14 protein-coding genes are annotated in these 14,714 nt (G+C 49.0%); all 14 read right to left on the bottom strand.

Features of this window, described 5'->3' with window-relative positions; all coding sequences use genetic code 11:
* Positions 1-338: competence/damage-inducible protein A (locus GX016_10410; protein HHT71952.1), on the bottom strand; the 338-nt coding region annotated here is incomplete at its 3' end.
* Between the two features lie 118 nt (positions 339-456).
* A complete protein-coding gene (locus GX016_10405; protein HHT71951.1) occupies positions 457-1,971 on the bottom strand; it encodes an AAA family ATPase in 1,515 nt (504 codons plus the stop codon).
* Positions 1,968-2,504 (bottom strand): hypothetical protein, encoded by a 537-nt coding sequence (locus GX016_10400; protein HHT71950.1) that lies wholly within the window; start codon positions 2,502-2,504, stop codon positions 1,968-1,970. The genes GX016_10405 and GX016_10400 overlap by 4 nt, the downstream gene beginning before the upstream one ends.
* A gap of 106 nt (positions 2,505-2,610) precedes the next feature.
* Positions 2,611-3,150, bottom strand: coding sequence for a CDP-diacylglycerol--glycerol-3-phosphate 3-phosphatidyltransferase (gene pgsA, locus GX016_10395; protein HHT71949.1), 540 nt, complete (start codon positions 3,148-3,150; stop codon positions 2,611-2,613).
* Positions 3,137-4,471: a 30S ribosomal protein S12 methylthiotransferase RimO gene (gene rimO, locus GX016_10390; protein ID HHT71948.1), complete on the bottom strand. Its 1,335-nt coding sequence runs from the start codon at positions 4,469-4,471 to the stop codon at positions 3,137-3,139. Before rimO ends, pgsA begins: the two co-directional genes overlap by 14 nt.
* 50 nt (positions 4,472-4,521) lie before the next feature.
* Positions 4,522-5,343: a helix-turn-helix domain-containing protein gene (locus GX016_10385; GenBank protein ID HHT71947.1), complete on the bottom strand. Its 822-nt coding sequence runs from the start codon at positions 5,341-5,343 to the stop codon at positions 4,522-4,524.
* Positions 5,344-5,366: 23 nt separating this feature from the next.
* Positions 5,367-7,493 carry a DUF87 domain-containing protein gene (locus GX016_10380; GenBank protein ID HHT71946.1) on the bottom strand — a complete coding sequence of 709 codons (2,127 nt, stop codon included), beginning with the start codon at positions 7,491-7,493 and terminating at the stop codon, positions 5,367-5,369.
* Between the two features lie 69 nt (positions 7,494-7,562).
* Positions 7,563-9,158 carry a Na/Pi cotransporter family protein gene (locus tag GX016_10375; GenBank protein ID HHT71945.1) on the bottom strand — a complete coding sequence of 532 codons (1,596 nt, stop codon included), beginning with the start codon at positions 9,156-9,158 and terminating at the stop codon, positions 7,563-7,565.
* Between the two features lie 95 nt (positions 9,159-9,253).
* Complete coding sequence (locus tag GX016_10370) at positions 9,254-9,472, bottom strand: hypothetical protein (protein ID HHT71944.1); 219 nt, start codon at positions 9,470-9,472, stop codon at positions 9,254-9,256.
* Entirely contained in the window at positions 9,469-10,212 is a 744-nt protein-coding gene (locus GX016_10365; protein ID HHT71943.1) for a translocation-enhancing protein TepA, read from the bottom strand. The genes GX016_10370 and GX016_10365 overlap by 4 nt, the downstream gene beginning before the upstream one ends.
* A gap of 259 nt (positions 10,213-10,471) precedes the next feature.
* The gene (locus GX016_10360) at positions 10,472-12,136 is read right to left on the bottom strand and encodes a ribonuclease J (protein ID HHT71942.1); all 1,665 of its coding nucleotides are present in this window, start codon (positions 12,134-12,136) and stop codon (positions 10,472-10,474) included.
* A 180-nt stretch (positions 12,137-12,316) separates the two neighbouring features.
* Positions 12,317-13,204 (bottom strand): 4-hydroxy-tetrahydrodipicolinate synthase, encoded by an 888-nt coding sequence (gene dapA, locus GX016_10355; GenBank protein HHT71941.1) that lies wholly within the window; start codon positions 13,202-13,204, stop codon positions 12,317-12,319.
* Positions 13,205-13,217: 13 nt separating this feature from the next.
* Positions 13,218-14,435 carry an aspartate kinase gene (dapG, locus tag GX016_10350; GenBank protein HHT71940.1) on the bottom strand — a complete coding sequence of 406 codons (1,218 nt, stop codon included), beginning with the start codon at positions 14,433-14,435 and terminating at the stop codon, positions 13,218-13,220.
* 16 nt (positions 14,436-14,451) lie between these two features.
* The coding region (locus GX016_10345) for an aspartate-semialdehyde dehydrogenase (GenBank protein HHT71939.1) at positions 14,452-14,714 on the bottom strand (263 nt) is incomplete at its 5' end.

Here is a 14,714-nt window from a genome sequence, read left to right as displayed (position 1 = left end):
TTGTCAGTCATGTGATGACCGCGTCTAGAAAAGAAGCATCGAATTGTCTTCAGCGAAGACGAATCTAAAATCAATTCTAAACCCAAAAACTCGGCCACAGCCTCTTTAGTAATATCATCTTGAGTAGGTCCAAGACCTCCGGTTAAGATAATAACATCAGCCCGTTTCCAAGCGACTTCCAAAGCTGTCTTAAGCCGCTCCTTATTGTCACCAACAGTGACTATGTGATGGAGTTCGATCCCAAGGGCAGCTAGCTGCTCGCCTAGGTATTGAGCGTTAGTATTGGCTATTTGACCAAGTAAGAGCTCAGTCCCCACTGAGATTATTTCCGCTTCCATTTGAACTGTCACCATCTTTCATTAGTGCATTCAGTGCAGGTACCCTCTGTTAGTTTCGGCAACGAGCAGGTTTCTCCTGCTAAGTAGTCACAAATCCGTTATTAGGGAAAAATGCTGGCTAGACAGCCAGCATTTTCTTGGTATTCGAATCGTCTGAGACATCTGTCTGCGCCAAGGATATTCGCAGTTCTTTGCCTTCCAGCCGTTCTTTCTCCATTAGTTGGTGAGCTAAGACTATCACTTTGGTTTGTTGTTCTCGTAAAATACATTCTGCTGCTTGCTTTTCCCGATTCAAAATATCACCGACTGTTTTGTGCAAATCGGTATTTGACATGTCCACTATGGAAACTAGTCCTAAAGAAGACATACCGGCTTGAATCATCTTTTTAGCTATAGTCACCGCTTGCTCTAAGTCCCCTTGAGCACCGGTACTTCCAATTCCAAGGAAGATTTCTTCTGCTGCCAAACCGGCCAGCAAAACCTGTAGCTGTTTTCTTAGATAGGTTTCGGTGTAGAGGTAATAGTCATCGTCAGGAGTCTGTCTGGTATAGCCTAGGGCTTGGCCGCGAGAAACAATGGTCAGGGCTGCTACCGAACCGGGTTTTAGTACTTCACTGACCACGGCATGACCAACCTCGTGGATAGCAATACGCCAAAGCTCCTCTTTTTGTGGTCGCCGATCGAGTTTTTCGCCTAGACAGACTTTGTCAATGGATTCGATCAAGTGGCGTTGGTTAATAATATTATTGTTTTCTCGCAAAGCGAGAATGGCAGCTTCATTAGCCAAATTCTCTAAGTGTGCCCCGGAAAAGCCGAACGTAGCCCGGGCAATTTCTGTTAGATCTACATCATCAGCTAGGGGTTTATTACCGGTGTGCAACTTCAGAATCTGATAACGACTTTCTTGATCCGGTAGTTCGACTTGTACTACCCGGTCGAAACGCCCCGGTCGTAGCAGTGCCGGATCCAGCATGTCTAGCCGGTTAGTAGCAGCCATGACAAGTATTTTGGTTCCTGCGTAGTCCTTGATACCATCCATTTCGGCCAGGAGCTGGTTTAAGGTCTGGTCATACTCTAAGTGGCCCTGATATTGACCTCGCTTACTACCCAACACATCAATTTCGTCGATGAAGATCACAGCTGTTTGCTTGTGACCCTGGGTAGCCAATTGACGGGCCTGCTGGAATAGACCACGCACCCGCTGTGCTCCCACACCGGCGTACATTTCTATGAACTCGCTGCCGGCTACCGCTAAGAAAACGGCGTCAGTGTAAGTGGCCGCAGCTTTGGCTAAGAGTGTTTTGCCTGTTCCCGGCGGTCCGGCCAGGAGAATTCCCTTCAGCGGCCGGATTCCCAGAGCTTTGGTTCGTTTGTCAGCTTTGACAAAATCAAGCGCTTCTTGCAGCTCTTTCTTGGCCGTCTGCTGGCCGCCCACTTGCTGAAAAGTGATGCCCGTAAGTTTCGCAGCTGCACTATCTTCGCCTAGCCGTCGCTGTATAACCTTGAGGCCACCTCGTTCGTAGAATATATAAACCAGAATAGCAATCAAAAGCAAGGGTAAGAAATTGAGCCCACGAAGACCGGCAAAGAGCAAAATACCCAATCCGAGGCCCAGCATTACTTCCTTGTTCACAGTGCTGCCGCCTCCTTCTGAGGCTGGCCGCGCTGACGCACAGCGTATAAATACGTTGCATCTTGGCGGAGCTCTAAATACACGCATTCTTCGTCAACATAAAATTTTTCGTTAACCCCGACAACAGCAGCCAATTCGCCCAGTTTTGTCGCCGTAGTACTAAAATTGCCCTTCATTATCGCTTCTTCAATATAGATCTGCATTTGCCAATAAAGGTCTTCTAAGGCCGGGGTACGATTATCGGCCAGTTTTAGGGAAAAATCCGACGGGTTCAGGTGTCTTTGGATCACGTAAATTGCTTGCCGGTAAACATCTGACAGATTCCCCACGGGCAAAAGATCAAGCGTTATGTTGTATCCGGTTGTAGTGTTGTCTATTATTACCGCCCTGACTCCTGGTACGGCCCGGAGATCCTGTAACAGGGGGCGTTCGACCAATAATTGTCTGTAGACGGTTTGACCACCAACAAGAATCAGTACGGTCAGTAATGCTAAGGCAACTATGATATCAACTCGATACCCGCGATACCGCATGAGCCAGGTCTCCCCCCTTATTTACCTGGCTCCTATTATAACATAAGAGGCCTTGCCAATTAGCAGGCAAAGCCTGGTGATAGGGCCAAAATATGCATGGGTTACTTTATGAGGTAAGCCATAGTTTCCGACCTTTAAGAAAGTAATCGATGCCTGAAAATATGGTTAGGATTACTGCCAGGGACATAGCGATGTTACCAAAAGGGATACCCCATAGACTAAAAGGATAATCCTGAACCAGCAAGGCTGTAATGGCGATAATCTGAAATATGGTTTTTAGCTTGCCCAGAGGGCTGGCAGCAATTACAATTCCGTCGGCGGCTGCAATAGCCCGTAGGCCGGTCACAGCGAGCTCCCGCCCAATAATAAGGAGTGCAACCCAAGACACCAGGCGCCCTCCTTCAACTAAAACCAGAAGAGCAGCACTAACTAGCAACTTATCAGCCAGCGGGTCAAGGAGTTTGCCAAAACGGGTGACTTCTTGGCGACGGCGGGCTAGATATCCATCCAACGTATCAGTAAGGGCTGCAATCACAAAAACAACGGTGGCCAAATAATCACCATAGGGCAATTTCAACCCGACAATTAACATGAATAGGGGGATCAAAACAATCCGTACCAGGGTGATCTTATTAGGTAGGTTCACTTACTATTCTCCCCTTTAAGTCATAAGTCGTTGTCTGTTCGATAACCACTTGTTGGAACTGCCCTGGCAGCAAGCCTTCTCCTCTTACATAAGTTATCCCGTCCACATCCGGTGCTTGCCGAAAACAGCGTCCAATTGCCCCTTGGCTGCTTGACTGCTCAATTAACACTGGCAGTTTCTTTCCTAGCCAAGCCCGATTGCGCTCGCGGGAGATTGGCCGTTGACAGCGGAGTAGTTCGTGTAGGCGTTCCTTTTTAAGCTTGTCAGGAACCTGATTGGGAAGATTATTTGCCGGGGTACCATGTTGAGGCGAATAAGCAAAGGCCCCAACCCAATCGAATTTTTGTTCTTGAACAAAATGTAAGAGCTCGAGAAAATCAACCTCTGTTTCTCCTGGAAATCCAACAATGAATGTAGTTCTCAAAGCAGCATCGGGCAGTGTCCTGCGCACCTGGGTCAAAAGTTTCAGTAGGGTTTCTTGACGGCTGCTCCGTCCCATTGCTCTCAAGATACGATCACTTATGTGCTGCAAAGGCATATCCAGATAATGACAAATCTTCGTTTCTTCCGTCATCACAGCCAATAAGTCAGCGTTAATGTGCTCAGGATACAGATAGAGTAGTCTTATCCACTGAAGATTATCTATTGCCGTGAGTTTTCTTAACAGGTGCGGTAGGCGACGCTTCCCATACAGATCCAGTCCGTAGCTGGCAGAATCCTGAGCAATGAGAACTAGCTCTCGTACTCCTTGGTCGGCCAAAGCTCTAGCTTCCTCGACAATGCTATTTTCCGGTCGACTTACCAGCGGACCTCTTAGCTCAGGAATAATGCAATAAGTGCAGTGGTGATGACAGCCCTCAGCCAACTTCAAATATGCCATTCCCGGGGGAGTCGACAGCAGTCTTTGGCCTTCCAAAAGCCCTCCTGGGGCACCCAGACAAACGATGGTGTTACCGCTATTTAACTGTCGAAGAACTTCAGGTAAATCCCCTAGCCTTCCCGTACCGAGCACAGCATCAACTTCAGGCATTTGGGTGGCTATGTCTTGGGCATAACGTTGAGCTAGGCAACCGGTAACAACCAGATGCTGACATTTGCCGCTTTTTTTAAGTTCGGCCAATTCTAGGATGGTGTCAATGGTTTCTTCTTGGGCTGCGGTAATAAAGGCACAGGTGTTGACGATGATGATATGGGCTTCTTTGGGGTCGGTTGTAAATTCGTACCCCTCTGTTGCCAGTGTAGCTAACATGTGTTCGGAGTCCACCAGATTCTTGGCACAACCCAGTGAGATTAGGTATACTGTTTGTTGTTTCACGGACATAATCCCTCTCTGCCATAACTGCTTTAGGTAACCATCGACTAGGCTTCAAACTATAACTGACGCTTAACAGTGATATTTCGTGGCTGGCCGGGCTTACCGGCTTTACCCACATGAAGACCATTGACAGTAAGATCCAAGACACTTGGATTTCCGGCCCGGAGCCAAATGGTATCAGTGGCACTAATAGTGCGGCGAGTTCCGTCAGTAAGGGTCTCCGCTATTTCCGCTGAATTATCAGTACGGATTGCTATCCAGCAGCGATCGCTAGTAACAAACAATTCAATCTGCGGTGACTCAGTTACCCGATAGATGATTTCACCTTCAGTATCGTGTACAGTCTCAACGTCAACTCGCGCTACCTCAGGGTCTGGTTGGTCACGGAAGTTTTCGGGGGGCGGCGCCAAAGGTACCTGGTTTTCGACTCCAGGCGGCTCTTTGGGTTGCGGACCAGGCGGGATTAATCCTTTGGTCAGGGCAATTGAAGCCACAACCAATAGTAAGAGCAGGGCCATTACTAATAAAGTTCGGCGCCGAAAGGTTGGACGTGTTGGGGGTATCCACGAACTTCGGGGTTTAGGACCGGGGGCACTGTCATCTTGTGGTTTTCTGCTTTGACTGTAACGATTAACCAAGGCTTCACCCGGCAATCCTAAAAAGCAGGCATAATTCTTTAGAAATCCTTTGAGATATACTTCGCCGGGCAAAATCTCTTTTTGGCCCTGCTCCAAGGCTCGTAGATAGTGGCGACGAATCTTCGTTTCTTCCTGAGCTGCTTCAAGTGTTAGTCCTTTGGCTTCTCGTGTCTCCCTGAGCAAACTGCCAATTTGAGCCAGTACTTGCCCCTGATCCTCTATGTTTTCCTTGTTAGGCACTTCATGTCCCCCCAAAGAGCTCCTTACAGTTCGGTTGAATCCAGAAGGTGTTGATAACGTTCCTTGCTAATTAATACCTGCCTGGCTTTGCTGCCTTCGGACGGACCAACATAGCCTCTGGCCGCGAGCTGGTCGATGATGCGGGCAGCTCTGGTATAGCCGATGCGAAAACGACGTTGTAAGTAAGAAGCCGATGCTTGGCCGGTCTCAACCACAAGTTCCAGCGCTTGGTAAAATAGTTCATCCACTTCTTCCGTGGGATCATCTTTAGTCTTAGGTTGTACTTTGAGGATAGCTTCGTCGAATCTAGGTTCACCTTGATTATGCCAGAATTCAACCAATTTCGCTACTTCCTGATCGGAAATAAACGCTCCTTGTACCCGTTGGGGTTTAGAAGCCCCCACCGGATAAAACAACATGTCACCTTTTCCCAGCAGTTTTTCCGCCCCGTTCAGGTCCAGAATAGTGCGTGAGTCTGTTTGCGACGAAACGGCGAATGATAAGCGGGAAGGGATATTGGCCTTAATCAAGCCGGTTATTACGTCTACAGACGGCCGTTGCGTAGCCATAACCAAATGAATACCGGCTGCTCGTGCCATTTGAGCTAACCGGCATATAGCTTCTTCTACATCTGCCGGTGATACCATCATCAGGTCAGCCAACTCGTCGATCACCACCAGAACGAACGGGAGTCTTGCCTCCGGCTTGGCTTCATTATAGCGCCTAATATCACGAACGCCGGCAGCTGCGAACAAGCTATATCTGTTCTCCATTTCGGTTACTACCCAGTTCAGAACCCCAGCCGTTTTCTTGACATCGGTCACCACCGGAGCCAGAAGATGCGGGATACCGTTGAAACTGGCAAGCTCTACCATCTTAGGATCAATTAACAACAACTTGACTTCATCTGGAGTCGACTTGAACAAGATACTACTAATGAGTGTGTTAATGCATACGCTCTTACCGGAACCGGTAGCCCCGGCTATGAGAAGGTGGGGCATTTTTGCCAGATCAGCCACCACCGGTGTGCCGCTGATATCTTTCCCTAAAGCAATAGTGAGCGGGGAGGCGGACTGAGCAAATATTGCTGATTCAATTACTTCACGGAGAAAGACAGGCTGTATTTCCTTGTTAGGTACTTCGATACCGATAGCTGCTTTCCCTGGAATAGGTGCTTCGATGCGGACATCGGTAGCAGCAAGGCCAAGGGCAATATCATCAGATAGGGACACGATACGGCTTACCTTCGTTCCAGGGGCCGGGTAGATCTCGTACCGTGTTACAGCCGGTCCATAGCATACTTCGGTTACTTTAGCCTGAACCGAAAAATTGGCTAAGGTCTGCTCCAGAATCCTAACGTTTTCGCTTATATCCTTTTCGAGTCGTTGATCTTTAAGCCGAACCGGCTTACGCAGTATGGTAACAGGGGGAAGACAGAATAAACCGCTAGGCGGAATTCTTGCCCTAGCAGGTTCAGACCGACTTTCTTGGTCAGATAAAGCTTGGCCGGTAGCGGTAATTGACTGAGCCGTGGCTAGAGACATCGTGTCCGCTTTCTTAATCCTGACCACGTTACCAGGCTTAAGAATTGGCTTACTGTTATCAACAGCGGGAAAGGCCGAGTCGTTTACAGAAAACCGAGGCGAGCTTGGCTTCTGACTAAGGCGCTTCCTTAAGGCTGCGCTCAAAGCCAGGAAAAACTCTTCGTTAATTAGTATCAAACCGATAACAGTTAGGGCAGCTAGCAGAATCCAGCTGCCGACACGACCGAAAAGACGGACCAAACCTAAGGCCAGGACCTGGCCGACAAGTCCGCCGCGGCCGTTCGGATAGAGTGATGTAGCAGGGGTGCTAAGCTGAACTCCGATGACAATCATTAAGAAAACTAGAACCAGACCGCCAATTGCTTCTGCCTTGATCCAGCGGCCCAGCATTACAGCTAGGGCTGCACCTAAAGAGATTACAGGTAGCAGGTAAGCTGCCAGGCCAAATAGGGACCAGAGAACACGACGCAGAAAACCGCCTACCAGCCCCATGCGTTCTGAAAATAAGCTAGCCAATACCAACAACGAGGTAGCTGTTACCAGAATTGCACCTGTAAGTGGAGGCTGGTTATTGTTCGTGCGCTTGTTCTTTTGAAGTCGCGGCATTGCCATCCCGCCTTACTGGTTACTCTGGTTATCTGGCTGAAATATTCTACACACCTTAACAATAATCCTTTAAAAATCATCCAGTACCATGTGGGCCACGTTGTTAGCATGGTCGATTATCCGGCCTAAGTTACCGATTATGTCTAAATAAACCACTGCTGCAGCTGGCATACAAATACCTTCGTTTAGACGGCTGATGTGTTTGTCTCGATAAGAACGCTCCATTATGTCAGCCTGTTGTTCCCATTCCACTACTTTTTGGGCTAAACCCATGTTATCGGTCCGGAGCGATTCCAAAGAAGCCTCCAGGGCTTTCAAGGCCAGATTGTAGAGTTCATTCAGCTCGGCCCGTGCTTCGGCCGAAAAGGTCGTGTGTTTGTCCAGACGTGTGTCAATTAAACGAACTAACTCATAAGAATGATCCCCTACCCGCTCTAAGTCGTTGACTGCGTGCAACAAGCCGGTAAGTCGCCGCGAGGCACTGCTGTCTAGGCCTTGCTGGGAGACTGTGGCTAGAAAAGCGGTGATTTCCATTTCTAACTCATCTATTATTTCCTCTTTTTGTTCCACTAGCTGGACCCGTTTGCTATTATCCTCGTATATACTAGCCATGGCATCTTGTAGACTGGCCTTGGCCAATTCACCCATACGAACCAGTTCCTTCGTCACTTGACCCAAAGCAATGTTAACCGGTAGACGGGAAACATGGCGGTTATCTATATATTTTAAGCCGCGTTCAAGAACTGCTTCCTCACCCGGTAACAGGGTAGTAACCACTCGTCCCATATATTGTAAGAAAGGTAAGAAAAGCAAAGTGTTGATGATGTTGAACATGGTATGGGCATTGGCAATTTGGTGAGCCAGATCAGAAGAAGTAGCTTCTACCAAGGTCAGAAATGGCGAAATGAAAGGCAAGAAGAGTATGGCTCCTAGAGTATTAAACAAAAAATGGATTAAGGCAGCACGCCTGGCATTTAGAGATGTGCCCACGCAAGCTAGCAGAGCAGTTATTGTGGTACCGATATTGCTACCGAATACCAGGCCCATGGCAGCAGTTAGGTCGATGATACCTTGTCCGGCCAAGGCGATGGTCATTCCGATGGTAGCACTACTAGCTTGGATAATACTTGTCACCATAGCTCCGATAACTACCCCCAGAACGGGGTGAGTACTGAGGGTGCCCATCAAGTGAAAAAAGAACGGCTCGTCACGCAAGGGCTCTACACTGGCCGACATTATGTTCATGCCCAAAAAAATGAGGCCGAATCCGAGGATGACCTCTCCTAACGTTTTTCCGCGTGGCTCCCGGGCCAGGAAGAAAAGCAGGAATCCTATACCTATGGCCGGCAAAGCTAATTGATTCAGGTTCAACGCAACCAATTGAGCAGTTATGGTGGTACCGATATTAGCCCCAAAAATAACACCAATAGCTTGTCCTAGGGAAAGTAGCCCGGCATCGACAAAACTGACAACCATGACTGTGGTCGCACTGCTGCTTTGGATAAGAACAGTAATTCCAATACCCACTAAAATGCCCACGAAGGGAGAATTGGTAAGGAGCTCAAGAATGCGCCGCAATCGTTTCCCGGCTGTTTTCTCTAACCCTTCACCCATCATATGAACACCAAAAATAAATAGCCCCGTACCGCCAAGTAAACCCCACAAGAGTTCCAGAGAACTGACCTCCCCTCATTTATCCGCTCTAATTATAACAGTAAATAACGCCAGGCGGTAGGGGTATTGAGCAGAAAAAAGAGAGCCTACTTGGCTTGAAAAGTGATAATAGCTCCTGGAAATAAGGTTGGATCGAGGAAATCGGCTGGATTCGTGCTTAGGATTCGAACAACGCTGGCATGAGTTGCATCCTTTCTTTCCACCAGCACTTTACGGCCGCGAATATCGATTTCTTCATAAGAAGGACGAAATTCGTCGCTACCGTCCAGAACCAATTCTAGGGGCATAGGTGTATGAATAATCATTGCAGAGGCCTCCCCTGGGGTAATTTCTTGTCAGCGACAAGTTCATTCAGCTTGGCTAAAGCGTGTTCAATGCCGCCTTCAGCATCAACGAGACCGACTTCAACAGCTTCACGACCTACTAATACGGTGCCAATATCCCGAGCTAACTCGCCTGTTCTAAACATAAGTTCCCGAAATTTTGTTTCAGAGACACGGGAATGTTTAGTAATAAACCGGACTACCCGATCCTGCATTTTGTCAAGATATTCATACGTTTGCGGGACGCCGATCACCAGGCCGTTTAGGCGGATAGGGTGAATAGTCATGGTGGCTGTGGTGGCGATGAAAGAGAAATCGGCACTGACGGCTATTGGTACTCCGATGCTGTGACCGCCGCCGAGAATCAGCGATACTGTAGGCTTACTCATACTAACTATCATTTCAGCAATAGCTAAGCCGGCTTCAACGTCTCCGCCCACGGTGTTGAGAATTATGAGTAGTCCGGAGATTTTCGGGTTTTGCTCCACGGCAACCAGTTGGGGGATAATATGCTCGTATTTAGTAGTCTTGTTTTGCGGAGGCAATACCAGATGCCCTTCAATTTGCCCGACAATGGTCATACAGTGGATATTGCTGTCAGGTGCCTCGGGGGGTGCTAGTTGACCGAGTTCCTGTAAGTTGCTGGCAGGTGTATCTGTGGGTTGGGAAGCAGATTTCTCCGGGGACTGAGGCTGTTCTTCCAGCCGCAACTTATTTGGTATTGTCCACTTATTCACTCACCGACACCTCCTGCTGAAGTGATAATGTAAGAATTGGACTGCGTTGCCGGTATCAAAGCTTTTTCTTTGAAGATGACAACACAAACCGTATCTTTGTCTCCATGCTCTCCTAATAGATGCTCTGAAACAGTAAGCTTAAGCCCAGGTTGGTACGTATTTAGTATGGGGTAAGGCCCACCTTAATATACTCGGGTCACAAAGGGCAGAAAAAACCCGGCCTAAGCAGTAAGGCCGGGCCTGGCTATATTTCCATGATGATAGGAAGTATCATAGGGCGACGTCTGGTGCGTTCGAACAGGAACCTACCGAGCACATCCCTTATTTGGCTCTTGATTATAGACCATTGAGAGGTCTGACATTTGTCCAGGGCCAGACGCACCTTTTCCTTGGCTTCTTCCAGTAATCCTTCTGCTTCGCGAACATAGACAAAGCCCCTAGACACAATATCCGGTCCAGCAACCACCACACCTTTTTCTTTGTTCATGGTGACTACCACAATGATAATTCCGTCCTGAGATAGTTGCTTACGGTCGCGCAAAACAATGTTGCCAACATCACCTACACCTAGCCCATCCACCAGCACTTTACCAGCCGTAATCCGTCCGGCGAGACGAGCCTTAGACGGCGTAAATTCTACACTGATGCCGTTTTCCACCACCAGAATATTGTCAGCTGGCAGACCCACTTGCTGTGCTATCCGGGCATGCCACACTAATTGGCGATAATCGCCGTGAATCGGAACGAAGAACTGCGGCTGAATTAGATTCAGCATGAGCTTAAGCTCTTCTCGACAAGCGTGGCCAAAGGGGTGACGCCAGGAAGTAAGTTCTGGGTACACGTCCGCTCCGGCTTTGAACAGATTGTCAATGTGACGTGCTATGGTCTTCTCACTTCCCGGTCCAGGTGGAGCCACCAGAACAACTGTGTCACTGGCTTGCACCGATACTACTGGCTTTGAGCCGTAACTGGCAGTGCCGGTATTCTCAAGGCTGTCAAATCCGGAAACCACAATTACCTGCTCGTGTGGAGGTAATTCATCGGCCTTAGGATCGAACAGAGCTGAAGCGGCAAAGGACAGATGACCGACCTCGGAAGCTAAATCCAGCAGCGCACGACCGTCCGGCCACGAAATATAGGTGCGTCGTCCAAACGCTGCTGCTGTGTTGATTACCTGCTGAAGTCGGTACAAGCTGGCTCCGTAACCGACCATGATAACTCGGCCTTTGGCTGCTTGAAGTATATTGCGGATGGCGGTGCCGGTTTCCTGTTCAGACGGGGAATATCCTGCCACTTCTGCATTACTACTATCGGAGAGCAGTAAGAACACTCCCTGCCGACCTAATTCAGCCAGGCGATGAATATCGGTAAAATGACCATTAGGGGGCGTTTGGTCAAAATGAAAATCTCCGGTATGGACTACTCTTCCGCACGGGGTAGAGACAACCACGGCTGCTGCCCCTGGCAAAGTGTGGCTAACAGTGACTAATTCAACCTTGAAACCGCCCAGGGACACTTGTTCTCCAGGGTCTACACTTCTTAGATCGGCCCCCTTTAGTCCGGCCGCCCGTAAGTTTACCTGTGCCATACCGGCAGTCATTGGTGTAGCAATAACCGGAACAGAGATTTGTTTTAACAGGTATGGTAAAGCACCGATGTGTCCTTCATGGCCGTGAGTCAAAATAATGCCGCGCACTTTTTCCTGGTTATCTAACAAGTAAGAAATATCTGGGATAACAAGGTCAATTCCCAGCAGCTCCTCCTCTGGAATCATGTACCCGCAGTCAATGGCAATAATATCTCGTTCGGTTTCCAGAAGAAGCATGTTCTTACCCCGTTCCCCAACTCCGCCCAAGGGAATTAGGGTAAGCTTATTGTTTGTATCGAGGGTCAACAGCGCACCTCCCATGTGCTACATATAATAAAAAAACTCCCTGGGCCCACCAGGGATAAAGCCTGGCCCTTTTTGCCAACGCTCCCGCTCTGTAGCCTCTCTATATTATACCCTTAATTGCTGTGTTATTACAATAGCTGGGCAGCCCAATCAACCTCAACACAACTAAGGAGGGAATGTTTCCCTCCTTAAGCTTTAAAGAAGACCTGCTTCTTTAAGTATACTTTCCAGATAGATCTCTTCTTTGTTTGTGAGCGGGAGCAGCGGTTGTCTCAGACCGCCGACAGGGAAACCCACCAGTTTCAGGGCCGCTTTTACCGGTGCAGGGCTAGTGGTAAAAAACAGGCCTTTGAACACTGGGAAATATTTTAGGTGAATGTCTTTAGCCGCTTCCCAGTTACCTTCAGTAAAAGAAGAAATCATTTCTCGCATTTGGCCGGCCACTAGGTGGGACGCTACGGAGACAATGCCTTTGGCTCCCAGGGCCAGCATGGGCAGAGTGAGGCTGTCATCTCCACTGTAGACATTAAATCCGCTAGGGACACGTCGGCAGATCTCGGAAACTTGATCCAGGCTCCCCCCAGCCTCTTTAAGAGCAACAATGTTCGGGACGTCATTTGCTAAGCGAACTACCGTATCTGGATCAATATTGCGGGCGGTGCGGCCGGGAACATTGTAAATCATTACCGGTAGTGTTGTTGCGGCGGCCACTGCTTTGAAGTGTTCGTAGAGGGCATTTTGGGGTGGTTTGTTATAGTAAGGAGTAACCAACAGTATCGCATCCCCACCCACTTCTTCTGCTTTTTTGGTTAAAGCGATGCAGTCCTGGGTGTTGTTTGTTCCTGTACCCAACATCACCGGTACCCGTCCTCGAGCTGCCTTGATTACAGTCTGCCACAAGGCAACTTTTTCGTCGAAATTCAATGTGGGCGATTCACCAGTAGTCCCTGTCACCAGCAAGCCATCGGAACCCAGGTCAATTAACCGATCTGTCAGTTGGGCCATTTTGTTCCGATCCAATTCAAGCTCGTCTGTGAACGGTGTTACCATAGCCGTAATAACGGTACCTAATTCTGCCTTCACAATGGGCACCTCCCTATTCTCCTAAGTTGAACCCTTCATGCAGGGCACAAAGGGCCTTTTGGGTATCCGCCGCCTTTACCAGACAAGAAATGGTTGCGTGCGAGTCTGCAGTCTGGAGAATCTCTACCCCGGCACCATTTAGCACCTTAACAATTCTGGCCATGACGCCGGGTACACCGCGCATACCGGCGCCCACCACTGATACCTTGGCTAGCCCCTGAGTCATGGTCGCTTTAAAGCCAGCTTGGGCCAGCCTTTGTTGGGCAGTGGGCAGATCACTTTCTGGGATAGTAAATATCTTCATTTCAGGAAAGACGTTGATTAGGTCTATGCTGATTCCGACCTGGGCTAAGGCCTCGAATAACTCCGTTTCCTTTGCCTTGTCGTCAGCAGGAAGTTCCACCTTAATTTGGGCAATATTCAATAGATGGGCTATGCCCGTAATTAAGCGATCCGGTGCCAGTTTGAGCCTGCCGGGACAGTAGACACCGCGAGTCACCAAGGTACCCGGCTGGTCGGAAAAGGTAGATCGAACTCTAAGCGGAATATTGTATTGCCTGGCCAGTTCTAGCGCCCGGGGATGAATAATCTTGGCACCTTGATAAGCCAATTGGGTAACTTCTTCGTAAGTGACAACATCGAGAGTGTGGGCCTCTCCCACCAAGTGTGGGTCAGCTGTCATTACACCATCCACGTCGGTAAAAATTTCTATTGCCTCTGCACCTAAGGCTGCTGCAATAGCAGCTGCGGTCGTATCGCTGCCACCGCGTCCCAAGGTGGTAACATCTCCGCTCGGAGTCTTACCCTGAAACCCGGCCACAATGGGAATGACGCCCTCTCTTAGTACAGTCAGCAATGGCTCCGGTAGCACCTCAATGATAAGAGCATTGCCAAATTCGGCATCGGTAATAATCCCAGCCTGTCCGCCGGTAAGGGCGCGTGCCAAGTGACCTTGGCTTGTAAGTAAGGCTGACACCAGTGTGCAAGAGATAACTTCACCACAGGAGAGGAGCAAGTCGCGTTCCCGCTTCGGTACCGATGAACCTGCTTCATTCATTAGTTCTAACAGCGTGTCGGTAGCATAAGGGTCTCCCCTGCGACCGATGGCAGAAATAACAACCACAGGCGACTGGCCGTTTTCTTTAGCCTGGATGATTCGCCTCACTGCTTGATCGCGGGCTGTTCTAGTAGCTACTGAGGTTCCGCCAAACTTTTGCACTACAATTTTCATCGGTGTCACTCCTCTTCTACAGTAGACCATCCCGGATCAAGAGCTCTGCAATTTGAACAGCATTTAAAGCAGCACCTTTGCGAACGTTATCGGCTACGATCCACAAGTTTATTCCGTGAGGAAGGCTAAAATCTTCTCTAATACGGCCCACAAATACTTCGTCCCGCCCGGCAGCAAAAATCGGAAGCGGATACTGTAGGCGCGCGGGTTCATCCACCACTGAAATACCGGGGGCTAAGGTCAAAATTTCCCGCACTTCCTCTGGGCTCAGTTTTTGTA

Source organism: Bacillota bacterium (genome assembly GCA_012837285.1).
Taxonomy (GTDB): Bacteria; Bacillota; DTU030; order DUMP01; family DUMP01; genus DUNI01.
This window is presented reverse-complemented; position numbering and strand designations above follow the sequence as displayed.

Excerpts from the sequence above, each read along its gene's own strand:
- GX016_10360 (HHT71942.1), bottom strand. The coding sequence starts at position 12,136 with ATGGGAGGTGCGCTGTTGACCCTCGATACAAACAATAAGCTTACCCTA.
- dapG (HHT71940.1), bottom strand. The coding sequence starts at position 14,435 with ATGAAAATTGTAGTGCAAAAGTTTGGCGGAACCTCAGTAGCTACTAGA.
- GX016_10380 (HHT71946.1), bottom strand. The coding sequence starts at position 7,493 with ATGCCGCGACTTCAAAAGAACAAGCGCACGAACAATAACCAGCCTCCA.
- GX016_10400 (HHT71950.1), bottom strand. The coding sequence starts at position 2,504 with ATGCGGTATCGCGGGTATCGAGTTGATATCATAGTTGCCTTAGCATTA.
- GX016_10370 (HHT71944.1), bottom strand. The coding sequence starts at position 9,472 with ATGATTATTCATACACCTATGCCCCTAGAATTGGTTCTGGACGGTAGC.
- rimO (HHT71948.1), bottom strand. The coding sequence starts at position 4,471 with ATGTCCGTGAAACAACAAACAGTATACCTAATCTCACTGGGTTGTGCC.